The organism is Klebsiella sp. GG_Kp173, assembly GCF_040062415.1.
GTDB lineage: Bacteria > Pseudomonadota > Gammaproteobacteria > Enterobacterales > Enterobacteriaceae > Klebsiella > Klebsiella quasipneumoniae.
Map to the genome: position 1 here is coordinate 1 of NZ_JBEAFZ010000016.1, position 11,892 is coordinate 11,892.

Consider the following 11,892-nt stretch of genomic DNA (forward strand, 5'->3'; position numbering starts at 1 on the left):
CAAAGCGCGCAAAGCCGAACAGCAGGCCGCGCCGGCGGAAACCCCGCCAGCCGAGTCGGTCGACCCGCGCAAGGCGGCGGTGGAAGCCGCTATCGCCCGCGCCAAAGCGCGCAAAGCCGAACAGCAGGATGCCCAGGCGGAAGCCCCGGCAGCCGATCCGGTCGACCCGCGCAAGGCCGCGGTGGAAGCCGCTATCGCCCGCGCCAAAGCGCGCAAAGCCGAACAGCAGGCCGCGCCGGCGGAAACCCCGCCAGCCGAGCCGGTCGACCCGCGCAAGGCGGCGGTGGAAGCCGCTATCGCCCGTGCCAAAGCGCGCAAAGCCGAACAGCAGGCCGCGCCGGCGGAAGCCCCGCCAGCCGAGCCGGTCGACCCGCGCAAGGCCGCGGTGGAGGCCGCTATCGCCCGCGCCAAAGCGCGCAAAGCCGAACAGCAGGCTGCCCAGGCGGATATAGCGTCAACCGCAGCCAATGACGACCCACGCAAAGCGGCCGTCGCCGCGGCGATCGCTCGCGTTCAGGCGCGCAAAGCAACACAGCAGGCAGTTAACGAGGAATAAATGGTTTTCAGAATCGCAAGCTCCCCCTATACCCATAACCAGCGGCAGACCTCGCGCATTATGCTGCTGGTGCTGCTCGCCGCCGTGCCTGGTATTGTGATCCAGACGTGGTTTTTCGGCTGGGGCACCCTCCTGCAGATTGTCCTCGCCGCCCTGACGGCCTGGGCAACGGAAGCCGCTATTCTCAAACTGCGCAAACAGCCTGTTGCGGCCACCCTGAGGGATAACTCCGCCCTGCTCACCGGCCTGCTGCTGGCGGTGAGTATTCCGCCGCTGGCCCCCTGGTGGATGGTGGTGCTCGGCACCGCCTTTGCCGTAGTGATCGCCAAGCAGTTGTACGGTGGACTCGGCCATAACCCTTTCAACCCGGCGATGATCGGCTACGTCGTGCTGCTGATTTCGTTCCCGGTGCAGATGACCTCCTGGCTGCCTTCTTACGAGATTGCCGCCCATATCCCGACGTTCAGCGATACGCTGCAGATGATCTTCACCGGTCATACCGCCGCCGGAGGCGACATGGCCGCCCTGCGGCTGGGTATCGACGGCATCAGTCAGGCCACCCCGCTGGATACCTTCAAAACCTCCCTGCATGCCGGGCATAGCGTCCAGCAGGTACTGCAGTTGCCGGTTTACGGCGGCGCTCTGGCGGGTCTGGGCTGGCAGTGGGTGAATATCGCCTGGCTGGCGGGCGGTCTGTTCCTGCTGTGGCAGAAGGCGATCCGCTGGCATATCCCGGTCAGCTTCCTCGTCAGCCTTGGCCTGTGCGCAACCCTCGGCTGGATCTTCTCGCCGCAGAGTCTGGCCTCGCCGCAGATGCATTTATTCTCCGGGGCCACCATGCTTGGCGCCTTCTTTATTCTGACCGACCCGGTGACGGCCTCGACAACCAACCGCGGACGTCTGATCTTCGGCGCACTCGCCGGCCTGCTGGTGTGGCTTATTCGCAGCTTCGGCGGTTACCCGGACGGCGTGGCGTTTGCCGTTCTGCTGGCGAATATTACCGTGCCGCTGATCGATTACTACACGCGCCCGCGCGTGTATGGCCACCGTTGAGAGAACGATGATGTTAAAAACGATGCGAAAACACGGCGTCACGCTGGCGCTTTTTGCCGCCGGCTCCACCGGGCTAACGGCGGCGATCAATGAGCTGACCAAAAGCACCATCGACCAGCAGGCGGCCCTGCAGCAAAAAGCGTTATTCGACCAGGTTTTACCTGCCGACCGCTATAATAACGATCTGCTCAAGAGCTGCTATCTGGTCAGCGCCACGGCGCTGGGCAAAGGCCAGCATAAAGTGTGGATTGCCAAAAATAACGACCAGCCGATTGGCGCGGTCATGGAAGCCACCGCGCCGGACGGCTATTCCGGAGCGATCCAGCTGCTGGTGGCCGCCGATTTTAGCGGCACGGTCCTCGGCACCCGCGTGACCGAGCATCATGAGACCCCGGGTCTGGGGGATAAAATCGAGCTTCGCCTGTCGGACTGGATCACCCATTTTGCCGGGAAAGTCATCCACGGTCAGGGCGACAGCCATTGGGCGGTCAAAAAAGACGGCGGCGATTTTGACCAGTTCACCGGCGCCACCATCACCCCCCGGGCGGTGGTCAATGCCGTTAAGCGCGCAGGCCTGTATGCACAAACGCTGCCTGCGCAACTTCCTGAATTCAGCGCCTGTGGAGAGTAACCATGAGCGAAGTTAAAGACGTCATCGTCCAGGGCCTGTGGAAAAACAACTCCGCTCTGGTTCAGCTGTTAGGGATGTGTCCCCTGCTGGCAGTCACCTCGACCGCCACCAACGCCCTTGGGCTGGGTCTGGCGACCACCCTGGTGCTGACCCTGACCAACCTGACCATCTCCAGCCTGCGCCGCTGGACCCCGGCGGAGATCCGCATCCCGATCTACGTGATGATCATCGCCTCGGTAGTGAGCGTGGTGCAGATGCTGATCAACGCTTATGCGTTCGGTCTGTATCAGTCGCTGGGGATATTTATCCCGCTTATCGTCACCAACTGCATCGTGGTGGGCCGCGCCGAAGCCTTTGCCGCCAAAAAAGGGCCGGCGCTGTCGGCGCTGGACGGTTTCTCTATCGGTATGGGGGCCACCTGCGCGATGTTCGTGCTGGGTTCCCTGCGCGAAATCCTCGGCAATGGCACGCTGTTTGACGGCGCCGACAGCCTGCTTGGCAGCTGGGCAAAGGTGCTGCGCATCGAGGTTTTCCATACGGACACCCCTTTCCTGCTGGCTATGCTGCCGCCAGGCGCCTTTATTGGCCTCGGCATGATGCTGGCGGTAAAATACCTTATCGATGAACGTAGCAAGCAACGGAAGGCGCAGGCGGCCCGGGCCGACGCTGTCGCCCCGTCTGACGCGACAGGGAAAGCGTAACATGAACAAAGCCAAACGCCTGGCGATCCTGACCAGGCTGCGGGACAATGATCCCCACCCCACCACCGAGCTGCACTTCAGCTCGCCGTTTGAGCTGCTGATTGCCGTCCTGCTCTCGGCGCAGGCAACCGACGTGAGCGTCAATAAAGCGACAGCCAAACTCTACCCGGTGGCCAACACGCCCGCGGCGATGCTGGCGCTGGGGGTGGAGGGCGTGAAATCCTATATCAAGACCATCGGCCTGTTTAACAGCAAAGCGGAAAACGTCATCAAAACCTGCCGTATCCTGCTGGAGCAGCACAACGGCGAGGTACCAGAGGACAGAGCGGCGCTGGAGGCATTGCCCGGCGTGGGCCGCAAAACCGCCAACGTGGTGCTGAATACCGCCTTTGGCTGGCCGACGATCGCCGTGGATACCCATATCTTCCGTGTTTGCAACCGGACGCAATTCGCTCCCGGGAAAAACGTCGAACAGGTTGAAGAGAAGCTTCTGAAGGTCGTTCCCGCCGAGTTTAAGGTCGACTGCCATCACTGGCTTATTCTGCACGGCCGTTACACCTGTATCGCTCGCAAGCCGCGCTGCGGCTCTTGCCTGATTGAAGACCTTTGCGAATTCAAAGAAAAAGTCTACGCCTGAGCGCCTTTCTCACGACCATAGCCTCACTCTGGGTTATGGTCCGTATTTAGCTATTTAACCCGCCGTTAACACCGCATAAACCGCATTTTGCTGGGCAATTATCCGGTTATATAACAAAAAACTAGCTCATTCATTTTTTATCAACGCAAAATTTCTATACATTTGTGATCCAGATCATGCTCGCAACTCAATGTTGAACGAATGTTATAAAAATGGAAATTAAAGTCAGGTAATACAACGGCTGAGCAAAGATTGCCAGGATAATAGCCCATGAATTTTTAGGATAATGGACCATATCACTACCTCATTGCGCGATCAGCAGAATATATCGCCATTTTGGCGAAAAGCGGGCAATCAAAAAGATAAAAATATCAACGATAACGTAACGGTGAAATTTAACTCTGGATAACATTCATATGTCCGGAGCATTATGCCACCCTGATTATGTGTAACAGATTATTACAAAAGCCTTGCCTGATGCGCCAGGATAGTGAACATTACCTGCCGTTTTCCCTCCAAGAATAACTATAAAGGCGGCGGTCCAACGAGATTGCGCCCCGAACACCCCCCAGTAAATATGGGATGTAAAAAAAGAGGTATATGTGTCTACTGCAAACAATAAACCAGCAGAAAGCGTGAGTCTGAACGCTTTCAAACAACCACGCGCGTTCTATCTCATTTTCTCGATCGAGTTGTGGGAACGTTTTGGTTACTACGGCCTGCAAGGGATCATGGCCGTTTACCTGGTAAAACAGCTGGGTATGTCGGAAGCGGATTCCATTACTCTGTTCTCCTCCTTTAGCGCGCTGGTTTATGGCCTGGTCGCCATTGGCGGCTGGCTGGGCGATAAAGTGCTGGGTACCAAACGCGTCATTATGCTGGGCGCTATCGTGTTGGCCATCGGCTATGCGCTGGTCGCCTGGTCTGGCCATGACGCCGCTATCGTCTATATGGGTATGGCGACAATCGCCGTCGGTAACGGCCTGTTTAAAGCCAACCCGTCTTCCCTGCTCTCTACCTGCTATGACAAAAACGACCCGCGTCTGGACGGTGCATTTACCATGTACTACATGTCCATCAACATCGGTTCGTTCTTCTCGATGCTGGCAACTCCGTGGCTGGCCGCGCGTTTCGGCTGGAGCGTCGCCTTCGCCCTGAGCGTGGTGGGGATGGTGATCACTATCATCAACTTCGCCTTCTGCCAGAAATGGGTGAAACAGTACGGCTCGAAACCGGACTTTGCCCCGGTGCATATGGGTAAACTGCTGGCGACCATCGCTGGCGTGGTGGTGCTGGTCGCTATCGCGACCTGGCTGCTGCACAACCAAGGTATCGCACGCATGGCGCTGGGCGTCATCGCGCTGGGTATCGTGGTGATTTTCGCCAAAGAAGCGATGGGCCTGAAAGGCGCCGCGCGTCGGAAAATGATCGTCGCCTTCCTGCTGATGGTAGAAGCGATCGTCTTCTTCGTACTGTACAGCCAGATGCCGACCTCTCTGAACTTCTTCGCTATCCGCAACGTGGAGCACTCGATCCTCGGCATCGCCTTCGAGCCGGAACAGTATCAGGCGCTGAACCCGTTCTGGATCATGATTGGTAGCCCTATTCTGGCCGCCATCTATAACAAGATGGGCGATCGCCTGCCGATGCCGCACAAGTTCGCTATCGGTATGGTGCTGTGCTCCGGCGCGTTCCTCGTCCTGCCTTTAGGGGCGAAGTTCGCCAGCGACGCTGGTATCGTCTCGGTTAACTGGCTGATCCTGAGCTATGCGCTGCAGTCTATCGGTGAGCTGATGATTTCCGGCCTCGGCCTGGCGATGGTCGCTCAGCTGGTTCCTCAGCGTCTGATGGGCTTCATTATGGGCAGCTGGTTCCTCACCACCGCCGGTGCGGCAATCATCGCCGGGAAAATCGCCAACCTGATGGCGGTACCGGAAAACGTCACCGATCCGCTGGTGTCGCTGGAAGTGTACGGTCATGTGTTCCTGCAGATCGGTATCGTCACCGCGGTCATCGCCGCCCTGATGCTGCTGACCGCGCCGAAGCTGAACCGAATGACTCAGGACGACAGCGCGGACGTAAAAGCACGCGAAACCGCGGCAGCCTGACGCCGCAGGGAAAATCAATTATTTTTAAGCCGCTAACGTTAGGTTAGCGGCTTTTTTTTTACCCCTGGCGGGACTAACATACAGAAAACTGCAGCCACGAGGAGTAACGCATGAAACTGTTCTACAAACCCGGCGCCTGTTCCCTCGCCTCACACATCGCCCTGCGCGAAAGCGGCCTGGATTTCACTTTGCAGAGCGTGGATCTGGCAAGGAAACAGCTGGAAAACGGGGAAGATTATCTGCTGATCAACCCGAAAGGTCAGGTGCCGGCGCTGCTGCTGGATGATGACATCCTGCTCACCGAGGGCGTGGCTATTATGCAGTACATCGCCGATCAGGTGCCGGACCGCCATCTGCTGGCGCCCGTGGGCTCCGTTGCCCGTTACCAGACCCTGGAATGGCTGAACTACGTGGCTACCGAACTGCATAAAGGCTTTACGCCGCTGTTCCGCCCGGACACCCCGGAAGACTATAAGCCCGTTGCCCGCGCGTTGCTCGAGAAGAAACTGCAGTACGTCGATGCCTCGCTGGCGGATAAACAGTGGCTGACCGGCCATCGCTTCACCATCGCCGATGGTTATCTGTTCACGGTGCTGCGCTGGGGCTATGCGATTAAACTGGATATGGCCGCCTGCGGTCATATCGGCAGCTGGATGGCGCAGGTGGCGGCGCGTCCGGCAGTGGCTGACGCACTGGCGGCGGAAGGCTTAAAGTAAGACCAGACTCTCCCCGGCGGTCTGCCGGGCAGAGTCAGAAAGTTACAGCCGGGTAGCGCTGAAGCAGTGCTCCGGCACGGCAATACGATCCTGCGCCGCCACCACCTGCAGTTCATACTCCTGCATGTTTTTGGTGGTCAACATGATCTCGTACACCGCGGCGGTGACGTGCTCAAGCGCGTCGCGCAGGCTGGCGCCCTGCAGCAGTTTCACCAACAGCAGACCGCTGGTCACATCGCCAACGCCCACCGGCTGACGCAGGCCAAAATCCACCAGCGGCCGGCTGATATGCCAGGCTTCCTCTGCGGTCACCAGCAGCATCTCAAAGCGGTCCATGCTCATGCCGGCGCGGGAAAGATGCTTAACCAGCACTACCTCCGGCCCCTGGACAATGAGCTCCCGCGCGGCGGCCACCGCCTCGCTCACGCTGGCGACCGGATGACCGCAGAGGATCTCCAGCTCCACCAGATTAGGCGCAATGATATCGCTGGCCGGCAGCGCATAGCGCACGTGGAATTCCGCCACGCCCGGGGCGACGATGCAGCCCTTCTCCGGATGGCCCATCACCGGGTCACAAAAATACTTCGCCGCCGGATTGGCCGCTTTTACCTGACGCACGATGCCCAGGATATGCTCGCCCTGTTCAGCAGAACCGAGATAGCCGCTCAGTACCGCATCGCAGGTCTGCAGCTTGTCGATGTCGGCGATGCCCTGGACGATCTCCGTCAGGTGCGAAGGCGGCATCACACAGCCGGTCCATTTGCCGTACTGCGTATGGTTAGAGAACTGTACGGTATTGAGGGGCCAGACATTGGCGCCCAGGCGGCGCATCGGGAACTCGGCGGCACTGTTGCCGGCGTGGCCAAACACCACGTGAGACTGAATGGCGAGGATGTTCTTCATTTTCTTACCACAACCCTAAAAAGAAAAAGGGCGTGGTTTCCCACGCCCTGGTAGTATTTTTTTATTTCCAGCAGACCAGGCAGTAATTCTTCTTACCGCGGCGCAGCAAGGTGTAGCGACCAAACAGGCGATCGCTGTCAGCAAAAACATATTCCGGATCGGCCTGTTTTTCACCGTTGATGGTCACCGCGTTAGAGGCGACGGTTTTACGCGCCTGGCCGCGGGACGGCTGCAGCTCGGAATCCACCAGCGCCTGCAGCAGATCGGCGCCTTTTTCCATCTCGATCATCGGCACGCCGTCCTGAGCCAGCTGTTCGAAGTCAGCTTCGCTGAGGTCGCTCAGGTTGCCGTTGAACAGGCTCTCGGTAATGCGTTTCGCCGCTTCCAGACCCTCTTCGCCATGCACCAGACGCGTCACCTGCTCTGCCAGCACGTACTGGGCGCGCGGCGCTTTACCGCTGTTTTTATCTTCTTCTTCCAGGGCATTGATCTCTGCAATGTCCATGAAGGTGAAGAACTTGAGGAAGCGATAGACGTCAGCATCCGCGGTGTTGATCCAGAACTGATAGAATTTATACGGACTGGTCTTTTTCGGATCCAGCCACACGGCGCCGCCCTCGGTTTTACCGAACTTGGTGCCGTCCGCTTTGGTAATCAGCGGCACGGTGAGGCCAAACACCTGGTTCTGGTGCAGACGACGGGTCAGATCGATACCGGAGGTAATGTTGCCCCACTGGTCGGAGCCGCCAATCTGCAGCGCCACGCCGTGCAGTTTGTTCAGACAGGCGAAGTCGTAACCCTGCAGCAGATTGTAGGAGAACTCGGTAAAGGAGATGCCCTGATCGTCACGATTCAGGCGCTGCTTCACCGCTTCTTTATTGATCATCTGGTTAACAGAGAAGTGTTTACCGATATCGCGCAGGAAGGTCAGCACGTTCATGCTGCCAAACCAGTCATAGTTGTTCGCCGCGATCGCCGAGTTGTCGCCGCAGTCAAAATCAAGGAACGGGGCTACCTGTTTGCGGATTTTATCCACCCACTCCTGCACGGTATCCTCGGTATTAAGCTTACGCTCAGCGGCTTTAAAGCTTGGGTCGCCAATCAGACCGGTAGCGCCGCCCACCAGCGCCACAGGTTTATGACCTGCCTGCTGGAAGCGTTTCAGGCATAACAATGGAACAAGATGCCCCAAATGCAAGCTGTCAGCGGTAGGATCGAAGCCGCAATAGAGCGCGATCGGGCCTTGCGCCAGTCGCTCTGCTAACGCTTCCTCGTCCGTCACCTGGGCTACCAGCCCCCGCTCTTGCAATTGTTTAATCAAGTTACTGCTTGCCATCAAATTCTCCATGTATAAACGACTGCACCTCTGCCGGTACACGACTTTTCGCCAGATGCGAAAAGTACATAGAATAAAGCGCCGGCCCTTTCAGCGCCAGCGCTTCGATAACTAATTTCGGCAATTACGGTGCCAGGCGGTCTATTTTCCAGGCGCCGTTATCGCGCTGGTATAAAAAGCGATCGTGCAGGCGATGTTCGCCCCCCTGCCAGAACTCCATCTGCTCAATGCTGACGCGGAATCCGCCCCAGAAACTCGGCAGCGGTACCTCACCCTGCTGGAATTTCTGCTTTAGCTCGAGGAATTTGCTCTCCAGGATACCCCGAGCAGAGATCCGACTCGACTGCTTCGAGACCCAGGCGCCGATCTGGCTGTCGCGCGGGCGACTGTGGAAATATTTGACCACCTCCAGCGTCGACAGGCGTTCCGCTTTGCCGATCACCATCACCTGGCGCTCCAGCATATGCCACGGAAACAGCAGGCTGACCTGCGGGTTATTTTCAATCTGATGGGCTTTGCGGCTGCCAAGGTTGGTATAAAACACCAGCCCTTTTTCGTCGTAATGCTTTAGCAGCACAATACGCTGATAAGGTTGGCCACGTTCATCAACGGTGGCAACCACCATGGCCGTCGGGTCGGCGAGTTTCGCGTCGCAGGCCTGACGCAGCCAGCGCTCAAACAGCGGCAGAGGTTCAGCTGGAAGATCGTGGCGACGCAAACCGCCACGGGTGTATTCACGGCGCAAGTGCGCGATTTGCTGGAGTTCGTCGTTATCAGACATGGCCATCGAGGATATAGTCATAAGGTGGCGTTATTGTGCGCCCCCCGGACAGAAATCTCAACGTTTGGCGGTCTGCAGCCGGCAGTTATCGAGAACGATGCGGTCGCGCTTATAGACGGTGGCGGTATCGCCTTTCGACCAGAAGACATAGACGCCGTCGGTGTAGCGCGCTCCGGAAGCCGACAGCCCCTCTGACAGATTCAGCTGCTGGTTGTCATAGATAAAACTCACCTGCTGGCGTGAGTTATTGCGATGGACCGTCAACGGTTTCTGGTCGCATTGATACTCCAGCGTGTCCGTCTGCATCCGCTCGACAAACTGGTTGTAGTAGCTACAGCCCGCCAGCATAAAAGGTACAACTGCGATAAGAATTTTTTTCATTCGTTTGCCTTCGACTTTCCCGGTCACGGAGGGCACTCCGCCCTCCGCTTAACTTGTCCAGTTTACCGGTCGCGTCGTATTTAAGATTTCAGTTAACTCCGATTCTGCGGCGGGTTAGCAGGGAAAATGGCGCCCAGCACCGTGGCTTCGCTGGCGCCAGTCACAGAGGGCAGATTCCCCGGCAGGCCAGCGATGGTGCGCCAGGCCAGCCAGGCAAAGGCCAGCGCTTCCATATCATCGCCGCTGATCCCCGCTTCATCGGTGGTGGAGACTTCGGTTCCCGGCAGCAGGGCCGCCAGGCGCGCCATTAACAATGGGTTACGCGCGCCGCCGCCGCACACTAACAAACGCTCGCAGCCACCGCTTAACAATACCTGCTCACTGATGGTCACGGCGGTTAATTCCGCGAGGGTTGCCTGCACATCCTGTCCGCGCAGCCCCGGGTAACGAGCCAGATGCTGCTCCAGCCAGCCGTAATTGAAATATTCCCGACCGGTGCTTTTCGGCGCCGGCAAGGCAAACCACGGATCGCTCAGCATATCCTGCAGCAACGGCAGGAGCACTTTGCCTTCACTGGCCCATTGGGCGTCTTTATCGTAAGGTTTACCTTGCTTACGCCAGATCCAGGCGTCCAGCAACATATTGCCCGGCCCGGTATCATAGCCGCGCACCGGCTGGCCCGGCACCAGAAGCGACACATTAGCGATCCCGCCAATATTCAGCACCATCCGCCGCTCAACGGGGTGCGCCAGCAGCGCATGATGAAAAGCCGGCACCAGCGGCGCCCCCTGCCCGCCAAGCGCCATATCACGCCGACGGAAATCCCCCACCACAGTGACGCCGGTATGGGCGGCGATCTGGTTGTTATCGCCAATTTGCAGCGTGTGCGGGGCATCGCCCTGCGGCTCGTGCCATACAGTCTGCCCATGACAGCCGATGGCGATGACGTCCGCGGGTTTGAGACTTTCCTGACGCATCAGCGCCAGCACGGCCTCGGCAAACAGCCTTCCGAGGCGGGTATCCAAACGCCCCAGCTGCGAGAGGGTCAGCGACTGGCCCTGACAAATCGCCAGGATCTCTTCTTTTATCGCGTGTGGGATGGGCCAGGTGAGACTGGCCTGCTGCGCCACCATGTTTTCGTTGATAGCGGCTAAAACGACATCGATACCATCAAGGCTGGTACCCGACATAACGCCAATAAAGCGACCCGATCTCATACGTTTTTCCTTCATTCCATGACCCTCGTATGCGTCTCACTCCATCATAAAGTGTCCGCTAATGCTATGTTGTAATAATACTTTTTAACAATAGAGAGACATTTCGGAGAACATCGTAAAGAACCGGCGTTTAGTTTAGGTTGAAGCACCATTAATTATTATTTTTTGTATATCCCGGGGGGAAGCTATGCCCGCCGACGACTAAATGCCATATAATTAACCGCATGGACGTTCAATTGAACACCTTCGGTGAACAGGAGATTCATAAATGATTTTACGTGTTTTGGCTGTATCGATGATTGGTTTTACGCTCGCGGGCTGTGTGAGCAGCAGCGGCCTGTCCGGCGACGTTTATTCCGCATCTGAAGCCAAACAGGTGCAGAGCGTGACATACGGTACCATCGTGCATACCCGCGCCGTACAGATCCAGAGCGGCGACGACAGCAATGCCATCGGGGCGATTGGCGGCGCGGTTCTGGGCGGCTTCCTCGGGAATACCATCGGCGGCGGCACCGGACGTTCTCTGGCCACTGCGGCTGGCGCGGTCGCGGGCGGGGTAGCCGGTCAGGGCGTACAGGGCGCCATGAATAAAACCCAGGGCGTGGAACTGGAAATTCGTAAAGATGATGGCAACACCATCATGGTGGTACAGAAACAGGGCAGCACCCCGTTCTCTGTTGGACAGCGCGTAGCCATTGCCGGCAGCGGCAGCCAGGTCACCGTCTCTCCTCGCTAACACCTGTCACGATGCGGCCAGTTGCGCCGCATCGTACTTATCACCCACATTTTTCTCGCCGTAAAAGTTTTGTATTAGCGATAACACATATTAATTTTAATATTTCATCAATCATTGCGCCTGCGCAATATCTTTG

At 57.9% G+C, this 11,892-nt stretch carries 12 protein-coding genes and 1 pseudogene; 8 read left to right on the top strand and 5 right to left on the bottom strand.

The features are described from left to right. The 7 genes and pseudogenes from ABLU50_RS09415 to gstA all read left to right on the top strand — a co-directional run. Window positions 1-556 (top strand): annotated as a pseudogene (locus ABLU50_RS09415) (electron transport complex subunit RsxC); the annotation flags it as partial. Continuing rightward, window positions 557-1,609: an electron transport complex subunit RsxD gene (rsxD, locus tag ABLU50_RS09420; RefSeq protein ID WP_087833014.1), complete on the top strand. Its 1,053-nt coding sequence runs from the start codon at window positions 557-559 to the stop codon at window positions 1,607-1,609. A gap of 10 nt (window positions 1,610-1,619) precedes the next feature. After that, window positions 1,620-2,240, top strand: a complete 621-nt coding sequence (rsxG, locus tag ABLU50_RS09425; RefSeq protein WP_087833081.1) for an electron transport complex subunit RsxG — start codon at window positions 1,620-1,622, stop codon at window positions 2,238-2,240. A gap of 2 nt (window positions 2,241-2,242) precedes the next feature. After that, complete coding sequence (locus ABLU50_RS09430; RefSeq protein ID WP_017900824.1) at window positions 2,243-2,941, top strand: electron transport complex subunit E; 699 nt, start codon at window positions 2,243-2,245, stop codon at window positions 2,939-2,941. A gap of 1 nt (window position 2,942) precedes the next feature. After that, window positions 2,943-3,578, top strand: a complete 636-nt coding sequence (nth, locus tag ABLU50_RS09435; protein WP_004202854.1) for an endonuclease III — start codon at window positions 2,943-2,945, stop codon at window positions 3,576-3,578. 602 nt (window positions 3,579-4,180) lie between these two features. Then, window positions 4,181-5,686, top strand: coding sequence for a dipeptide/tripeptide permease DtpA (gene dtpA / locus ABLU50_RS09440; protein WP_004202855.1), 1,506 nt, complete (start codon window positions 4,181-4,183; stop codon window positions 5,684-5,686). A 110-nt stretch (window positions 5,687-5,796) separates the two neighbouring features. After that, window positions 5,797-6,402 (top strand): glutathione transferase GstA, encoded by a 606-nt coding sequence (gstA, locus tag ABLU50_RS09445; RefSeq protein WP_004202856.1) that lies wholly within the window; start codon window positions 5,797-5,799, stop codon window positions 6,400-6,402. 42 nt (window positions 6,403-6,444) lie between these two features. On the opposite strand, the gene pdxY is transcribed toward gstA, so the two are convergent. From pdxY to anmK, 5 genes are all read right to left on the bottom strand, one after another. After that, window positions 6,445-7,305 carry a pyridoxal kinase PdxY gene (gene pdxY / locus ABLU50_RS09450; protein WP_048294968.1) on the bottom strand — a complete coding sequence of 287 codons (861 nt, stop codon included), beginning with the start codon at window positions 7,303-7,305 and terminating at the stop codon, window positions 6,445-6,447. A 61-nt stretch (window positions 7,306-7,366) separates the two neighbouring features. Further along, window positions 7,367-8,641: a tyrosine--tRNA ligase gene (gene tyrS, locus ABLU50_RS09455; protein ID WP_004175868.1), complete on the bottom strand. Its 1,275-nt coding sequence runs from the start codon at window positions 8,639-8,641 to the stop codon at window positions 7,367-7,369. A 124-nt stretch (window positions 8,642-8,765) separates the two neighbouring features. Continuing rightward, complete coding sequence (gene pdxH / locus ABLU50_RS09460; RefSeq protein WP_025710831.1) at window positions 8,766-9,422, bottom strand: pyridoxamine 5'-phosphate oxidase; 657 nt, start codon at window positions 9,420-9,422, stop codon at window positions 8,766-8,768. Between the two features lie 57 nt (window positions 9,423-9,479). Then, a complete protein-coding gene (gene mliC, locus ABLU50_RS09465; RefSeq protein WP_069602978.1) occupies window positions 9,480-9,803 on the bottom strand; it encodes a C-type lysozyme inhibitor in 324 nt (107 codons plus the stop codon). Window positions 9,804-9,895: 92 nt separating this feature from the next. After that, complete coding sequence (anmK, locus tag ABLU50_RS09470) at window positions 9,896-11,020, bottom strand: anhydro-N-acetylmuramic acid kinase (RefSeq protein WP_017901088.1); 1,125 nt, start codon at window positions 11,018-11,020, stop codon at window positions 9,896-9,898. A 268-nt stretch (window positions 11,021-11,288) separates the two neighbouring features. Between anmK and slyB the strand changes: the two genes are divergently transcribed. Beyond that, window positions 11,289-11,756, top strand: coding sequence for an outer membrane lipoprotein SlyB (slyB, locus tag ABLU50_RS09475; protein WP_002907749.1), 468 nt, complete (start codon window positions 11,289-11,291; stop codon window positions 11,754-11,756). The last annotated feature ends 136 nt before the right edge of the window (window positions 11,757-11,892 follow it).